The following is a 15,397-nucleotide window of genomic DNA, read 5'->3' on the forward strand; positions in this document are numbered from 1 at the left end:
ACCTCAAGAATTAGGGGTCTGTTCAGCCAGCGCAACGGCGCGGAACATCGCGCGGCGCTTGTTCAGGGTTTCTTCCCACTCGAGGGCCGGCACCGAGTCGGCGACAATCCCGCCACCGGCCTGCACGTGCAGCTCCCCGTCCTTGATCACGGCCGTACGAATCGCAATGGCCGTGTCCATGTTGCCGTTCCAGGCGAAATAACCCACGGCGCCGCCGTAGACACCACGTTTCACCGGTTCCAGCTCGTCGATGATTTCCATCGCGCGGATCTTCGGCGCACCCGACAAGGTGCCCGCCGGCAGAATCGCGCGCAGTGCGTCCATCGCAGTCAAGCCGGCTTTCAGCTCGCCGGTGACGTTGGACACGATGTGCATCACATTCGAATAACGCTCGATCACCATCTTCTCGGTGAGTTTCACCGAACCAATTTCCGAGACACGCCCGGTGTCATTGCGCCCCAAGTCAATCAGCATCAGGTGTTCGGCGATTTCCTTGTCGTCGCTCAGCAGGTCTTCTTCCAGCGCCAGGTCGGCCTCTTCGGTCGCACCACGCGGGCGCGTACCGGCGATCGGGCGCACGGTGATCAAGTTGTCTTCGACACGCACAAGCACTTCCGGCGAACTGCCCACCACGTGGAAGTCACCAAAGTTGAAGAAGTACATGTACGGCGTCGGATTGAAGCAGCGCAATGCGCGATACAGATCGATCGGCGCGGCCTTGAAGTCGATGGACATGCGTTGCGATGGCACCACCTGCATGCAGTCACCGGCGAGGATATATTCCTTGATGGTGTCGACGGCACGCTCGTAGTCATCCTGGGTAAAGCTGGAGCGGAACACCGGGTCGGCGGCCGGTGGACGGCTGAGGTCCAGGCCGCGACGCGGGGTGATCGGCTGACGTAGTTTTTCCAGCAGGGCTTCGAGGCTGGCCTGGCCTTGTTCGAAGGCGTCGGCCTGGGACGGGTCGGCGAGCACGATCGCGTGCATCTTGCCGGCCAGGTTGTCGAATACGACGACCGCATCGGAAACCATCAGCAGAATGTCCGGCACACCCAGCGGATCCGGGTTCGGGCATTTGCCCAAGCGTTTTTCCACATAACGCACGCAGTCATAACCGAAGTAACCCACCAGACCGCCGTTGAAACGCGGCAGGCCGGCAATGGTCGGCACGTTGTAGCGCGCCTTGAACACTTCGACGAACGCCAGCGGGTCGTCGACATCGTGGCTTTCGATCTCGACGCCATCATGGGTAATGCTCACGTGATGGTCGTGTACACGCAGTACCGTGCGGCACGGCAAGCCGATGATCGAGTAACGCCCCCACTTCTCGCCGCCCTGTACGGACTCAAGCAGGTAGGAGTTAGGCTCGTCGGCCAGTTTCAGGTAGATCGACAGCGGCGTGTCGAAGTCGGCCAGGGTTTCGCAGGCCAGGGGGATGCGGTTATAGCCGGCAGCAGCCAAACGCAGGAATTCTTCGCGGGTCATGATATGCCTCGTGGCTTGAGGGTCTAACAGTCAGGTATGCAAACGTGCCGCAGAGCGCGGCCAGGAACAGTCAGGCGCGCCAACGCCAGCGGGCCAGGGCCTTAATGACTTTCATCCAGAGTTTGCGAGTGACCACCACGATGGAATTTCCAGAAGGGGACGGATCGGTATCGGGCAACGTTATCTCAGCGCCAGCTCCCAAGCAACCGGGGATTAACAGGCGCAGGTCATCAATCACCAGTGAAGGCGACTCTTCGGCGATCGGCCGACCATGGTTATAGCCGTAACTGAGAGCTACGCACTGCACACCCGCCGCCTTTGCCGCCTGCACATCACTGCGCGAATCGCCGACAAACAACGACTGCGAGGCCGGGATATTGGCCATTTTCATCACGAAAAACAGCGCCGCCGGGTCGGGTTTTTTCTGCGGCAGGGTATCGCCACCGATGATCCAGCGGAAATACCGGCCGATTTTCATCTGGTCCAACAGCGGCGCGACGAAGCGCTCCGGCTTGTTGGTGATCAGGGCCATTTCCACGCCCTGCTTGCTCAGCCACTTGAGGGTGTCGCGCACGCCGGGGTAAACCACGGTCAACTCGTGGCCGTCTTCATAGGCGGCGTTGAACAATTCCAGGGCGTGCTCGGCTTCGACTTCATCGACACCTTCAGCATCGATGTTGTTGGCCAAGGCCCGGCGCACCAGCATCTGCACGCCGTTGCCGACCCATTCGCGCACCGACTCGATCCCGGCCGGCTTACGCCCTAGCTTGAGCAGCATTTCGTCCACCGCCGCCGCCAGGTCGGGCACCGAGTCGATCAAGGTGCCGTCCAGATCGAACATCACCAGCCGTGGCAATTTGCCGGGGAACAGCTGCTCAAAGCCGCTCATGGACGCGCCAGCGCCAGCTCGGCACGCATCTTATCGATGACTTCCTGGTAGTCCGGCGCGTTGAAGATCGCCGAGCCGGCCACAAAGGTGTCGGCGCCAGCGGCGGCGATTTCGCGGATGTTGTTGACGTTGACCCCACCGTCGATTTCCAGGCGGATATCGCGGCCGGACGCATCGATCAACGCACGGGCTTCGCGCAGCTTGTTCAGCGTGCCAGGGATGAACTTCTGGCCGCCGAAACCGGGGTTGACGCTCATCAACAGGATCATGTCGACCTTGTCCATCACGTACTCAAGCACGCTCAACGGAGTGGCCGGGTTGAACACCAGGCCCGCCTTGCAGCCACCTTCGTGGATCAGCTGCAGCGTGCGGTCGACGTGCAGCGAGGCTTCCGGGTGGAAGGTGATGTAGGTTGCGCCAGCTTCCACGAAGTCGCCAATGATGCGATCCACGGGGCTGACCATCAGGTGTGCATCGATCGGCGCAGTGATGCCGTACTTACGCAACGCGGCGCAGACCATCGGGCCGATGGTCAGATTGGGTACGTAGTGGTTGTCCATGACATCGAAGTGCACGAAGTCGGCACCGGCGGCCAACACTTTGTCCACTTCCTCACCCAGGCGGGCGAAGTCGGCAGAGAGAATCGATGGAGCAATGACGAAGGGCTGCATGACGCACCTTTTTTGAGCTAAATCACGATGGCGCGCATTGTATACCTCATGCTTTGCCGCGCGCACCGTGACCTAACTCAACGGTTAGTAAGCGGCCCGGTAGATTTTCTCGATATCGGCCGCGCTGAGCTTGCGCGGGTTGTTGCGCATCAGCCGCTCAATGCCCGCCGCCTCCACCGCCATCGCGGGGATCGCGTCCTCGGGCACCCCGAAACTGTGCAGCCCTGCCGGGATCTCCACCGCAGCGCACAGTCGCGTCATCGCTTCCACCGCCTGGTCGGCGGCATCGTTGACGCTCAGGCCGGTGACATTCACCCCCATGGCCTGCGCAATGTCCTGCATGCGCTCAACGCAGGCCAATTTGTTCCAGTGCATCACATAGGGCAGCAACAGCGCATTGCTCACGCCATGGGCGATATTGAAACGCCCCCCCAGTGGATACGCCAACGCGTGCACCGCGCCGACTCCCGCATTCCCGAACGCCATGCCGGCCATCAGGCTGGCGGTGGCCATGTCGTCACGGGCCTGCAGGTTGGCTGGGTTGGCGTAGGCCTTGGGCAATGCATGGGCGATCAGCTTGATCGCGCCAATCGCCAGGGCGTCGGTGATCGGCGAGGCGTTCAGCGACAGGTAGGATTCGATAGCATGCACCAACGCATCCACGCCACTGGCGGCGGTGACGCTGCGCGGGCAGGTCAGGGTCATTTGCGGGCTGATCAGTGCGACGTCCGGCAGCAGGTAGTCGCTGACGATGCCTTTTTTCAGCTGCGCGGCCTTGTCGGAGAGGATCGCCACATTGGTCACCTCCGAACCAGTACCCGCCGTGGTGGGAATGGCGATCAGCGGCGGGCCCTTGCGCGGCACCTGGTCGACGCCGAACAAGTCCGCCAGGGCGCCGTGGTAACCGGCATAGGCGGCAACGCTTTTGGCAATGTCGATGGCGCTGCCGCCGCCCAGGCCGATCAAACCGTCATGCCCACCCTCGCGGTAGACGCGCATGCAGTCTTCGACAATGGCGATTTCGGGGTCAGGCAGTACGCGGTCGAAAATTTCGTAGCTGCGTTCGCCCAGGTGTTCGAGGGCCAGCGCCACGGTACCGGACTTGACCAGCGCGGCGTCGGTGACGATCAGCGGGTTATCCACATCCAGGCGCGTCAGCTCGGCGGCCAGTTGTTCGATGGCGCCCGCGCCGGTCAGCAGTTTATGGGCGATCTTGAATGAGGAAGTACTCATGTGCGCGGCCTCTTATTCGGAGATGGGCTGGCACAAGAATAGCTGGGGAATCTGGGTTGCCTAGCATTCAGCGGCTGAATGGCAATTTCTGGTTCAACACAGGCCCCATGTGGGAGCGGGCTTGCTCGCGAAGGCGGTGGGTCAGCCAGTGCACGTGTTACTGATAGACCGCATTCGCGAGCAAGCCCGCTCCCACATTGTGATCTTCATCTGATAGTTAAACCTGTGCGGTGCGCAGTTTCTCGCTACGCCCGCGCAACCACTCCAGGGTCAGCAACAACAACACCGAGAAGGCAATCAGCAAGGTCGCGGCGGCGGCAATCGTCGGGCTGAGGTTTTCGCGGATGCCGCTGAACATCTGACGCGGCAGGGTCGCTTGCTCGGGGCCGGCGAGAAACAGCGTTACCACCACCTCATCAAACGACGTGGAGAAGGCAAACAGCGCCCCGGAAATCACGCCTGGTGCAATCAACGGCAAGGTCACCCGGCGAAACGCAGTGAGTGGCGAAGCACCCAGGCTGGCCGCCGCCCGCACCAGGTTGTGGTTGAAACCCTGCAACGTCGCCGACACGGTGATGATCACAAACGGCACGCCCAGCACCGCATGCACCACGATCAGCGAGAAAAAACTGTTGCCCAGGCCCAGTGGCGCGAAGAACAGATAACTGGCCACGCCAATGATCACCACCGGCACCACCATCGGCGAAATCACCAGCGCCATGACCAGCGCCTTGCCAGGGAAGTTGCCGCGAGTCAGACCAATCGCCGCCAAGGTACCGAACACCATGGCCAGCACCGTGGCCGCCGGGGCGACAATGACGCTGTTCTTGAGAGCACGCATCCATTCGGCGGAGGCGAAGAAATCCTGGTACCAGTGCAGCGAGAAACCCTGCAACGGGTACACCAGAAAACTGCCACTGTTGAATGACAGCGGGATGATCACCAGCACCGGCAGAATCAAAAACAACAGGATCAAGCCGCAGAGGATCCGCAAGCTGTAGAACCACACCCGCTCGACGGGCGACATATAAGGGCTCAGCATCGAAAGGTCTCCTCAGCTCAGGCGCAGGCGGCTGGCGCCTACCAGCCGGTTATAGATCAAATACAGCACCACGGTGGCCAGCAGCAGCAAGCCACCCAACGCCGTTGCCATGCCCCAGTTGATGCTGGTGTTGGTGTAGAACGCCACGAAGTAACTGACCATCTGGTCGTTCGGGCTGCCCAGCAATGCCGGGGTGATGTAGTAACCAATCGCCAGAATGAACACCAACAGGCAACCGGCGCCGACACCGGCGTAGGTCTGCGGGAAGTACACCCGCCAGAAGCTGGTGAACGGATGGCAGCCCAGGGAAATGGCCGCACGCATATAGGTGGGCGAAATGCCCTTCATCACGCTGTAGATCGGCAGGATCATGAACGGCAGCAAGATGTGCACCATGGAGATGTAGACGCCGGTACGGTTGAACACCAGCTCCAACGGCTTATCGATCAGCCCCATGCCCATCAGTGCGCTGTTGATCAGGCCGCCGGACTGCAGCAGTACGATCCAGGCCGCCACGCGCACCAGGATCGAGGTCCAGAATGGCAGCAACACCAGGATCATCAACAAGTTGCTTTGGCGTGCAGGCAGATTGGCCAGCAGGTACGCCAGGGGATAAGCCAACAGCAGGCAGACCGCCGTGATCACCAGGCCCATCCAGAAAGTACGGGCGAAGATGTCCAGGTAAATCGCCTGGTCCGGCGTGGCCGGTGCCACTTCACCGAGGTCGTCGATGCGGTGATCGACAGCCGCCAGCAGATAGAACGGCGTCAGGCTGCTGGTATTGCGCCGGATCGCTTGCCAGTACGCCGGGTCACCCCAGCGTTCATCGAGGCTTTCCAGCGCTTCTTTATAGGAGGCCGGCGCTTCACTGAACGGCAGCGCCCGCGCGGTTTTGGTCAGCAGGCTGCGGTAGCCGGCCAGTTCCATGTTCAAGCGCTTGGACAGATCGCCCAACGTCTGGTTTTGGCGGGCTTCGCTCAAGTCCTCACTGAGGGCCTGGTACACCGGCTCGCCCGGCAGGCCCCGGCCATCCCAGGCCGTCACCGCCACCACGGTACGCGGCAAACCGCCTACCACTTCCGGGTTGCCGACGCTTTTGAACAACAGCGCCACAATCGGCACCAGGAACACCAGCAGCAAGAACAGCACCAGCGGCGCAATCAAGGCCTGGGCCTTCCAGCGGTTGAGCCGCTCGGCACGCGCCAGGCGCTGCTTGAGGGTGGGGCTGCTGACCTCGTTCGAGGGAACGGCGATGGCCATGGCTGACTCCGAATCTTGAAAATGAATGCAACCTTTCACACACAAGAAATCCCTTGTGGGAGGGGGCTTGCCCCCGATGGCAGACTTTCAGTCAACACATATATCGACTGGACCGCCGTCATCGGGGGCAAGCCCCCTCCCACAGGGTTATGCAGTGTTACTTGGCAGCCCAGGAATTGAAGCGCTGCTCCAGCTGCTCGCCGTTATCCGCCCAGAAGCTCACATCGATCTGCACCTGGTTGGCGATGTTTTCCGGAGTGGTCGGCATGTCCTTCAGCACGTCCTTGGCCAGCAACGGTACGGCTTGGGTATTGGCCGGGCCGTAGGCGATGTTTTCCGAGTAGGTCTTCTGTTGCTGTGGCTGCACCGAGAAGGCGATGAATTTTTTCGCCGCTTCGGCACGATCCTTGGCCAGGCCTTTAGGGATGGCCCAGGCGTCGAAGTCGTAGATGCCGCCGTTCCACACCACTTTCAGGTTGCTTTCTTTCTGCACGGCGGCAATGCGGCCGTTGTACGCCGAGCTCATCACCACGTCCCCCGAGGCCAGGTACTGCGGCGGTTGTGCGCCGGCTTCCCACCACTGGATCGACGGCTTGAGCTCGTCGAGTTTCTTGAACGCGCGGTCCTGGCCGTCTTTGCCGGCCAGCACTTTGTACACGTCTTTCGGTGCAACGCCGTCAGCCATCAAGGCGAATTCCAGGGTGTACTTGGCGCCTTTGCGCAGGCCACGCTTGCCAGGGAATTTCTTGGTGTCCCAGAAATCCGCCCAGCTGGTTGGCGCGGATGCCAGCTTGTCGGCGTTGTAGGCGAGCACCGTCGACCACACGAAGAAGCCCACGCCACACGGCTGGATCGCACCCTTCACGTAGTCAGCCGTGTTGCCGAACAGTTTCGGGTCCAGGGGCTCGAACATGTCTTCATCGCAGCCACGGGACAGTTCCGGCGACTCCACTTCCACCAAGTCCCAGGACACGCTCTTGGTGTCGACCATGGCTTTGACCTTGGCCATTTCACCGTTGTACTCGCCGGCGACGATCTTGCCGTTGCCCGCGCTTTCCCACGGTGCATAGAAGGCCTTGACCTGGGCCGCCTTGTTCGCGCCGCCAAAGGACACGACCGTCAGATCCGGGCCTGCCATGGCCTGTGTCGCACCCATCAAGCTCAATGCCAAAACGGAATACTTCAAGGAACTCAACATTGTTGTTCTCTCCACGTGCAGGGTTGGTGAAGCCAGGGGGCGATCAATTCGCCTCTAAAAGTGGGTCGAGTGCGCGAACGTGCTCGACTTGCCAGCCAATCGGTACCACGTCGCCGACCGCCAGGGCCGGATCCAGCTCGGCAATCGGTTGTTTCACAAAAAAATCGGCCTTGCCGCAGACCTCCAGGCGCACGCGTACGTGGTCGCCCAGGTAGATGAATTCCGCCACCCGCCCGGAAAAGCGGTTGACGCAAGATTCGCTGGAGCCATTGAGGCTGACGCGTTCAGGGCGTACCGACAGCGTCACCGGGCCACCCACCTGGCCGACGTTGACCGCCAGCGCCTCGACCTTCTCGCCACGCGCCAGCTCCACCACGCAGCGCTCGCCGCTATGGCTGTGCAGGCGGCCATTGAGGCGGTTGTTCTCGCCGATAAAGTTGGCGACAAAGGTGTTCTTCGGTTCTTCATACAAGGTGCGCGGTGCAGCGATCTGCTGGATCTCGCCCTGGTGGAACACGGCCACCCGATCAGACATGGTCAAGGCTTCGCCCTGGTCGTGGGTCACGTACACCACCGTCACGCCGAGGCGCTGGTGCAGGTGCTTGATCTCCATCTGCATGTGTTCGCGCAGTTGCTTGTCGAGGGCGCCGAGGGGTTCGTCCATCAGCACCAATTGCGGTTCGAACACCAGCGCTCGGGCCAAGGCCACGCGCTGTTGCTGGCCACCGGAGAGTTGCGCGGGATAGCGCTGGGCGAACGCGTCGAGTTGGACCATGTTCAGCACGCGTTTGACCCGCTCGCTGATATCGGTCTTGCTTAAAGCTCGCACCGACAGCGGGAACGCCAGGTTCTCGGCGACCGTCATGTGCGGAAACAGCGCGTAGTTCTGAAACACCATGCCGATGTCGCGCTTATGCGGCGGCACATTGTTGATGGAGCGCCCGGCCAGCTGGATTTCGCCGGCGGTCGGCGTTTCAAAACCGGCGAGCATCATCAGGCTGGTGGTCTTGCCCGAACCGGAAGGCCCGAGCAGGGTGAGGAACTCGCCCTTGCGAATCTCCAGGTTGAGGTCTTTGACGATCAGGTTCTCGCCGTCGTAGCTCTTCTGCACGCCACGAAAGCTGACCAGCACATCATTTGAATCCACCTCGCTCATACCAACACCTTTTTGTTTTGGACTGCTGTGAGACAAGCGTAGTCCAGGCGCGAGCCCCCGAAAATCGGGGGCCAGGAGAGAATCACATCAGCCGGATGGAAGGTTTGGGGTAGGGATCGCCCTACACGGATGGCGGGGATGGGACAGTGCCACGCTGCCGTGCACCGGGAATGGGATCAGCGCGGCTTACAGGTGGTCGTAAACAGGCATGTTGTTACAGCAACTTGTGTTCCATGGCGTACTTCACCAGTTCCGCCAGGGAGGTGATATTGAGCTTTTGCATCAGCCGCGCCTTGTGGGTGCTGATGGTCTTGCTGCTCAACGCCAGTTGTTGGGCGATGTCGTTGACGTTCGCGCCCTGGGCCAGGCGCTCGAACACCGAGAACTCACGCTCCGACAGGAGTGAATGCAACGGGCGGGCATCGGTGAGGCCGACTTCGAAGACCATACGGTCGGCCAGGTCCGGGTCGATATAACGCCCACCCGCCGCCACCTTGCGAATCGCCGTGAGCAACAGCGCCGGGTCGCTGTCCTTGGTGGCGTAACCGGCCGCGCCCACCTTCAAGGCGCGGGCGGCCATTTGCGCTTCGTCGTGCATCGACAGCACCAGGATTGCCGGCGGATTGTTCAGCGCACGGATGCGCGCAATCGCTTCCAGGCCATTGACGCCGGGCATCGAGATGTCCAGCAACACCACCTCGCAAGGCACGTGGCGCAGCGCCTCCAGCAATTGCTCGCCATTGCTGGCTTCTCCAACCACCAACAGGTCTTTGGCCAGGCCGATCAATTGCTTGATGCCTTCACGAACGATGGTGTGGTCTTCGGCTACCAATACGCGGATCACAAGGGCTTCCTCTTGGTGTTATGCATCCAACGGCACCGTGACGCTCAGGGTGGTGCCCTCCCCCAACTCGCTGTCCAGGCTCAATTGCCCACCCATGATCAGCACGCGCTCGCGCATGCCCACCAGGCCAAACGACACCGGGCGGCCCTGGGCCTGGACGAAACCGACGCCATCGTCGCTGATGGTCAAGCGCAAATCCGTGCCCTCCAGGGCCAGGGTCAGTTCAACAGTATGCGCCTGGGCATGGCGCATCACATTGGTCAGCGCCTCCTGCAGGATCCGAAACAAGCCAATGGCCTTGGCATCACTGAGTGTCGGCAGGTTATCCGGCACCTGCACCAAACAGGGAATTTGCGTACGCGCTTCAAAGCGCCGCGCCTGCCACTCGATGGCTGACGCGATACCCGCATCCAGAATCGGCGGGCGCAGCGCCGTCGCTACGTCCCGCACCAACTGGAATAGTTGGGCGATCAAGCGCTTCATGCTGTTCAAGCGCTCGTGCAAACCGGGGTCAAGTTGCGCGTAGGCCAACTCACACATTGAGGTCTCGAGCTTGAGCACCGTGAGCATTTGCCCGAGTTCGTCGTGCACCTCACGGGCGATGCGTGCCTTCTCTTCTTCGCGAACGGTTTCCAGGTGAGCGGACAGTTCGCGCAGCTGTGCTTCACTTTGCAGCAATGCCGCCAGGGTGCGGCGCAACTCGGTGACGTCATTGAGGTAAACCACCAGGTATTCGGCCTCGGCAAACCGCAGAAAGCTCAAGGACACATTGGTCGGCAGGATGCTGCCGTCTGCGCGCCGGCAATCGGTGGCGAAGTTCTGCGGCCCGTCTTCGCTGGCCCGCGCGCGTTTCCATAGGTTGAGCCAGCGGTCCATGTCCAGGCTCGGATCAAGGTCGACCAGTGGCCGCTCGATCAGTGCGCCGGGGCCGTAGCCAAGCATGCTTTCGGCCGCACGGTTGGCGTAGCGCACGTGGCTGTCCCAGTTGACCCAAAGGATGCCGACGGTGCTTTGGTCGATGGAAAACTGAGTCAGCCGCAAGGCTTCGGCACCAGCGGCGCGGGCGGCGCTTTCTTCGCGCGCAGCCAAAAGGTTGTGCTCCAGCACCCGTTGTTGGCGGCGCAGCCAGAATACGGTGGCCAGGCTGGCGAGCAGCAACAGGCCGAGCAACAGGCTGAGGTTTTGCCACAGGCCCGGGGATTCCGTCAGGCGTGGGTATTTGGGTTGCAGCCAGCGGCTGTGCAGTTGGTCCAGATCGCGGGCGGGAATGGCGCGCAGGGCGCTTTCCATGATGCTGGCCAGTTCCGGCCATTCCCGGCGCGTGGCCACCCGCAGCAATTGCGGCAGGCCGATATCGCCCACCACCGCCAGCCCGGCGAACTCCGCCTCGCCGGACAAACGGCTCAATTGCGCTTCATCCACCACCGCATAACGCGCTTGCTGGCTTACCAGTAATTGCAGGGCCTGTCGCTCCATGGGCACGCCTTGCAGGTTCAGGCCGGGATAGGTGCTGCGCAGGTAATCGGCCACGGCGCTGGGCATGCGCACGGCGACGCGGGATTGCTCATCGAGTTTCTCCAACTCCACCGCCCCGCCGCCATCACGGATGCCAACGATGTGTTGCGGCACGCGCATATAGGGGTCGCTGAACAACCACAGGCGCAAACCGGCCGGCGTTTGTTGCAGGCCGGGAGCGATATCCACCTCGCCGTCGCTCAGGGCCGCTTCCAACTGCTCCTGGTTTGGGAAGTTGCGCCAGGTCAATTCGATGTTCAACGCTTTGGCCAACCACTGCATCAGCTCGACGTTGGCCCCGGACAGCCGCTGCAAACGCCGGTCGTATTGCGCGAACGGCGCCTGTAACACCAGGCCCACCCGCAGTTCCGGGTGCTGGGCCAGCCATTCGCGTTGTTGCGCATTGAGCTGCGCCTGGGGCGCGACGGGCGCAGGGGCGGCATTTGCCATCAAGGCAAGGCACAAACAGCCGATAACCAGCAGACAGCGAAAACCCATGATCCACGTCTCACATCACTGACAAATACTGACCAACCCATTAGGCTGCTGGAATCACTTCTGGCCGGGAATTTACGATGCCCTTTTTTCACCGTTCAGCACTGCCAGCATTGTGCCTGTCGCTGCTTTTTACCAGCGCCTTTTCTGTACGAGCCGCAGACGCGCCCGAACCTGCCGCGGAAAAACCGGTCGAGCGCCAACCCTTGCCCGAGCGCAGCCAGGCAGAAGCCAGCGCCCTGGAGCGCAAGATCCCGCAGCAGGAACAGCAACAATTGCAGGCCGGCAGCGATTCCTTCCTCGCCCTGTGGAAACCGGCCAACAGCGCCGAGCCCGAAGGCGTGGTGATTATCGTACCGGGTGCCGGCGAAAATGCTGACTGGCCGCAAGCAATCAGCCCGTTGCGGCACAAATTCCCGGACGCCAATTGGGGCAGCCTCAGCCTGTCGTTGCCGGACGTGAGCGTGGATACGCTGCCACCACGTGTAATGGAAGCGCCCAAGGCGACTGTCGACACCAGCAGCAAGGAAGCGAGCACCGCCGACAAACCCATCGAGCAAGCCGCCAGCGCCGAAGCCGAAGGCACCGACCCGGCGGTGGTGCCCGGTGCCGATGAGCAGGACAAGTCCGACGCCTCGCGCATCTTCGACCGCATCGACGCCGCCGTGGCGTTCGCCCAAACACAAAGCGCGCGCAGCGTGGTACTGCTCGGCCATGGCACCGGTGCCTGGTGGGCCGCACGTTATTTGAGCGAGAAACAACCGTCCCAAGTGCAGAAGTTTGTGATGGTGGCAGCACAGACGCCCCACGGACGTCATCCGGATGTACAACAACTGGCCCCTGGCCTGAAGTTGCCGACCGCCGATGTCTTCTATCAAGACAACGCCCAATCACGCAAAAACGCTCTGGCCCGCGCGCAGGCGGCCAAGCGTTTGAAAAATGAAGGTTACAAACAGGTGTCCTTGACAGCCCTGCCCGGCAACAGCGCTGCCGAGCAGGAGCAGTTGTATCGCAGGATCCGCGGCTGGTTGAGCCCGCAGGCGACGGCTGACTGATCGCTGACTGTGAACCCGATCAAACTGTAGGCGCTGGCTTGCCAGCTCCTACAGGGGGGGAGCTGGGCACACTAACGGAAATCCCGACGCTCGCGAATCAACGCATAGGCGTTATGCAACTCGCGAGTACGCTCGGTTGCCTCACGCACTTGCGCGGGGCTGGCGCCGGTACCGGCGATCTTGTCCGGGTGGTGGCGGCTGAGCAGTCGGCGATAAGCCCGCTTGATCACAGATGGCTCGGTGGTGGCCGTCACACCCAGCAAGCGCAACGCGTCCTGATAGGTAACACCGCGACTGACCAGCGGCTTGCGCTCCGGCTTGTAGTCGGCTGCCAGCGCCTGCAGCTGCTGCGGCGTCCACCCCAGCCATTTGCCCCACAGGTCAATCAAGTCACGTTCGGCGTCATCCGCCCGTCCGTCCGCCCAGACCATGCGCCAGCATGCGCGCAATAAGCCTTCCGCGGCATGGGGTTGGGCCTTGAGCACACGTAGATAACTGCGCACCCGGTCGGAGCCGGACTTGCCGCGATTGAAGGCCGCAATCGCGCGACGTTGGGCCGAGTCGGTCATCTCCAGCGAGCGCATTTCCTGGCGCGCTTGTTGGATATGACCATCGGCGACCCGACCGTTGCTCTTGGCCAAACGCCCCAGCAACACGAATAACAGCTCGTCATTGCGCAACGCCGGGCGCCCGCCCAGGCGCTCGCGCAACTGCGCCCAACTGTGCAGTTGCAGGCGGCGGTCGAGTGCCTGCCCCAACAGTGCGCCCAGCATGGCCCCCGGAATACTGGCAATGGCAAAGCCAGCCCCGGCGCCGATCAGCGTCCCTGGCCACAGCATGTTACTGCCCCGCTGTCAGCAGGGTTTCGACCTGCGCCAGGCGCTCCAGCGTGCCGACATCAATCCAGCGTCCTATCATGTGCTCCCCCGTCACCAGTCCCTTGGCCATCGCCGCCCGCAGCAGCGGTGCCAGCTTGAAGGCACCCGCGCTGCAACCCTCGAACAACTTGGGGTCGAGCACGGAAATGCCACTGAAGGTCAGGTTATCGGCACCGGGCGCGGCATCATGAAGCAAACCTTGATCAAGGTAGAAATCACCGCCCGAAGGGTGATGGGCCGGGTTATCGACCATCACCAGATGAGCCAGGCCCTTGAGCGGCCGTTTGAGTTGGGTGAAGTCGTAGTCGGTCCAGATATCGCCATTGACCACCAGGAAAGGTTCGTCCCCCAGCAAGGGCAATGCCTGGAAGATCCCGCCGCCGGTTTCCAGCGGCTCGCCCTCGGGGGAGTAACGGATGCGCAAGCCAAATTGCGCGCCATCCCCCAGGTAGTTTTCGATCTGCTGGCCGAGCCAGGCATGGTTGATCACGATATCGGTGAAGCCGACCTTGGTCAGCGCTTCCAGGTGATACTCGATCAGACGCTTGCCGCCGGCCTGCACCAGTGGCTTGGGCGTGTGCAAGGTGAGTGGGCGCATCCGCTCGCCCTTGCCGGCGGCCAGGATCATCGCCTTCATACATTGGCCTCGGCGGGTTGGCGCAGGCTGGCGAGCAATTCACCCAACGCGCTCAACTCCGGACGGTCGGCCAGCACAGCTTCTATATAAGCAAAGAAGCGCGGCACGTCGGCCAGATAGCGTGGCTTGCCGTCACGATGGCAAATGCGCGCGAAGATACCGATGACCTTGAGGTGGCGCTGCACGCCCATCAGGTCGCTGGCGCGCAGGAAATCGTCGAAATCCGCCTGCACCGGAATGTTCAGTTGCCGCGCACGCTCCCAATACCCACGCAGCCATTCCTGCACGCGGGCCTTGGGCCAGCTGAGGAAGGCGTCCTTGAACAGGCAGGTGATGTCATAGGTAACCGGCCCGTAGACCGCATCCTGGAAATCCAGCACGCCAGGGTTGGGTTCGCTGATCATCAGGTTGCGCGGCATATAGTCGCGATGCACCAGCACTTTCGGCTGCGCCAGGGCACTGTCGATCAGGTGATCACTGACGCGCTGCCATAGCGCTTGCTGCTGCGCATCCAGTTCGATACCCAGGTGACGGCGCACGTACCACTCCGGAAACAATTCCAGCTCGCGGCGCAGCAAGGCGAGGTCATAGCTGGGCAGCGGCGCGTCCATCGGCAATTGCTGGAAAGCCAGCAAGGTGTCGATGGCATCGGCAAACAATGGGTCGGCATTTTTGTCGTCAATCACGTCCAGATAGGTTTTTCTGCCCAGGTCATTGAGCAAAAGAAAGCCGCGCGGCAAATCTTCTGCGTAAATTTTTGGAACATTTATCCCTGACTTCGCCAGCAAATGCGCGATATCGACGAATGGTTTGCAGTTTTCCTGGGGGGGTGGAGCGTCCATGACCACGAAGGTACGGCCACCGCCTTCCCAACGGAAATAGCGCCTGAAACTCGCGTCGCTGCTGGCCGCGGTCAATGTGGCCGGGGGTACGACACCCCAGCCTTGAGCGTTGAAAAGGATCGGCAACTGCTCATCCAGCCAGACTTCCAGCTGTTGTAAACGTAGATCTTGCTCGGGCATTACAAGGGTCTCCGACG

At 61.7% G+C, this 15,397-nt stretch carries 14 protein-coding genes; 1 reads left to right on the top strand and 13 read right to left on the bottom strand.

The window, feature by feature from the left end; genetic code table 11:
• Positions 1-3 precede the first annotated feature (3 nt).
• From trpE to BMZ57_RS10135, 10 genes are all read right to left on the bottom strand, one after another.
• A complete protein-coding gene (gene trpE / locus BMZ57_RS10090) occupies positions 4-1,485 on the bottom strand; it encodes an anthranilate synthase component I (RefSeq protein ID WP_069672891.1) in 1,482 nt (493 codons plus the stop codon).
• 70 nt (positions 1,486-1,555) lie between these two features.
• Positions 1,556-2,374 carry a phosphoglycolate phosphatase gene (locus BMZ57_RS10095; RefSeq protein ID WP_042571474.1) on the bottom strand — a complete coding sequence of 273 codons (819 nt, stop codon included), beginning with the start codon at positions 2,372-2,374 and terminating at the stop codon, positions 1,556-1,558.
• A complete protein-coding gene (gene rpe, locus BMZ57_RS10100; RefSeq protein ID WP_010206952.1) occupies positions 2,371-3,045 on the bottom strand; it encodes a ribulose-phosphate 3-epimerase in 675 nt (224 codons plus the stop codon). Before rpe ends, BMZ57_RS10095 begins: the two co-directional genes overlap by 4 nt.
• Positions 3,046-3,129: 84 nt before the next feature.
• A complete protein-coding gene (locus BMZ57_RS10105; RefSeq protein ID WP_021491377.1) occupies positions 3,130-4,278 on the bottom strand; it encodes an iron-containing alcohol dehydrogenase in 1,149 nt (382 codons plus the stop codon).
• 217 nt (positions 4,279-4,495) lie between these two features.
• Positions 4,496-5,320, bottom strand: a complete 825-nt coding sequence (locus BMZ57_RS10110) for an ABC transporter permease (RefSeq protein WP_010206955.1) — start codon at positions 5,318-5,320, stop codon at positions 4,496-4,498.
• A gap of 12 nt (positions 5,321-5,332) precedes the next feature.
• Positions 5,333-6,580, bottom strand: a complete 1,248-nt coding sequence (locus BMZ57_RS10115; protein WP_010206956.1) for an ABC transporter permease — start codon at positions 6,578-6,580, stop codon at positions 5,333-5,335.
• A 157-nt stretch (positions 6,581-6,737) separates the two neighbouring features.
• Positions 6,738-7,778 (bottom strand): ABC transporter substrate-binding protein, encoded by a 1,041-nt coding sequence (locus tag BMZ57_RS10120; RefSeq protein WP_010206957.1) that lies wholly within the window; start codon positions 7,776-7,778, stop codon positions 6,738-6,740.
• A 43-nt stretch (positions 7,779-7,821) separates the two neighbouring features.
• Positions 7,822-8,934 (bottom strand): ABC transporter ATP-binding protein, encoded by a 1,113-nt coding sequence (locus BMZ57_RS10125; protein ID WP_069672892.1) that lies wholly within the window; start codon positions 8,932-8,934, stop codon positions 7,822-7,824.
• Between the two features lie 214 nt (positions 8,935-9,148).
• Positions 9,149-9,778 carry a response regulator gene (locus BMZ57_RS10130; RefSeq protein ID WP_010206959.1) on the bottom strand — a complete coding sequence of 210 codons (630 nt, stop codon included), beginning with the start codon at positions 9,776-9,778 and terminating at the stop codon, positions 9,149-9,151.
• Positions 9,779-9,796: 18 nt separating this feature from the next.
• Positions 9,797-11,791, bottom strand: coding sequence for a PAS domain-containing sensor histidine kinase (locus BMZ57_RS10135; RefSeq protein WP_045791576.1), 1,995 nt, complete (start codon positions 11,789-11,791; stop codon positions 9,797-9,799).
• Between the two features lie 77 nt (positions 11,792-11,868).
• Here BMZ57_RS10135 and BMZ57_RS10140 point away from each other — a divergent pair, with 77 nt between their 5' ends.
• A complete protein-coding gene (locus BMZ57_RS10140) occupies positions 11,869-12,843 on the top strand; it encodes an alpha/beta hydrolase family protein (RefSeq protein ID WP_069672893.1) in 975 nt (324 codons plus the stop codon).
• Between the two features lie 71 nt (positions 12,844-12,914).
• Here the strand turns inward: BMZ57_RS10140 and BMZ57_RS10145 are convergent, their stop codons facing one another.
• Genes BMZ57_RS10145 through BMZ57_RS10155 form a run of 3 tightly spaced genes read right to left on the bottom strand, consistent with a single transcriptional unit; the run spans position 12,915 to position 15,380 of the window.
• On the bottom strand, positions 12,915-13,682 hold the full coding sequence (locus BMZ57_RS10145; protein ID WP_010206963.1) for a TerB family tellurite resistance protein: 768 nt from the start codon (positions 13,680-13,682) through the stop codon (positions 12,915-12,917).
• A gap of 1 nt (position 13,683) precedes the next feature.
• On the bottom strand, positions 13,684-14,358 hold the full coding sequence (gene murU, locus BMZ57_RS10150; protein ID WP_069672894.1) for an N-acetylmuramate alpha-1-phosphate uridylyltransferase MurU: 675 nt from the start codon (positions 14,356-14,358) through the stop codon (positions 13,684-13,686).
• Entirely contained in the window at positions 14,355-15,380 is a 1,026-nt protein-coding gene (locus tag BMZ57_RS10155; RefSeq protein ID WP_010206966.1) for an aminoglycoside phosphotransferase family protein, read from the bottom strand. The genes murU and BMZ57_RS10155 overlap by 4 nt, the downstream gene beginning before the upstream one ends.
• Positions 15,381-15,397 lie beyond the last annotated feature (17 nt).

It is taken from the genome of Pseudomonas simiae (assembly GCF_900111895.1).
Classification (GTDB): Bacteria; Pseudomonadota; Gammaproteobacteria; order Pseudomonadales; family Pseudomonadaceae; genus Aquipseudomonas; species Aquipseudomonas simiae.

Excerpts from the sequence above, each read along its gene's own strand:
- trpE (WP_069672891.1), bottom strand. The coding sequence starts at position 1,485 with ATGACCCGCGAAGAATTCCTGCGTTTGGCTGCTGCCGGCTATAACCGC.
- BMZ57_RS10095 (WP_042571474.1), bottom strand. The coding sequence starts at position 2,374 with ATGAGCGGCTTTGAGCAGCTGTTCCCCGGCAAATTGCCACGGCTGGTG.
- rpe (WP_010206952.1), bottom strand. The coding sequence starts at position 3,045 with ATGCAGCCCTTCGTCATTGCTCCATCGATTCTCTCTGCCGACTTCGCC.
- BMZ57_RS10105 (WP_021491377.1), bottom strand. The coding sequence starts at position 4,278 with ATGAGTACTTCCTCATTCAAGATCGCCCATAAACTGCTGACCGGCGCG.
- BMZ57_RS10110 (WP_010206955.1), bottom strand. The coding sequence starts at position 5,320 with ATGCTGAGCCCTTATATGTCGCCCGTCGAGCGGGTGTGGTTCTACAGC.
- BMZ57_RS10115 (WP_010206956.1), bottom strand. The coding sequence starts at position 6,580 with ATGGCCATCGCCGTTCCCTCGAACGAGGTCAGCAGCCCCACCCTCAAG.
- BMZ57_RS10120 (WP_010206957.1), bottom strand. The coding sequence starts at position 7,778 with ATGTTGAGTTCCTTGAAGTATTCCGTTTTGGCATTGAGCTTGATGGGT.
- BMZ57_RS10125 (WP_069672892.1), bottom strand. The coding sequence starts at position 8,934 with ATGAGCGAGGTGGATTCAAATGATGTGCTGGTCAGCTTTCGTGGCGTG.
- BMZ57_RS10135 (WP_045791576.1), bottom strand. The coding sequence starts at position 11,791 with ATGGGTTTTCGCTGTCTGCTGGTTATCGGCTGTTTGTGCCTTGCCTTG.
- BMZ57_RS10140 (WP_069672893.1), top strand. The coding sequence starts at position 11,869 with ATGCCCTTTTTTCACCGTTCAGCACTGCCAGCATTGTGCCTGTCGCTG.
- BMZ57_RS10145 (WP_010206963.1), bottom strand. The coding sequence starts at position 13,682 with ATGCTGTGGCCAGGGACGCTGATCGGCGCCGGGGCTGGCTTTGCCATT.
- murU (WP_069672894.1), bottom strand. The coding sequence starts at position 14,358 with ATGAAGGCGATGATCCTGGCCGCCGGCAAGGGCGAGCGGATGCGCCCA.
- BMZ57_RS10155 (WP_010206966.1), bottom strand. The coding sequence starts at position 15,380 with ATGCCCGAGCAAGATCTACGTTTACAACAGCTGGAAGTCTGGCTGGAT.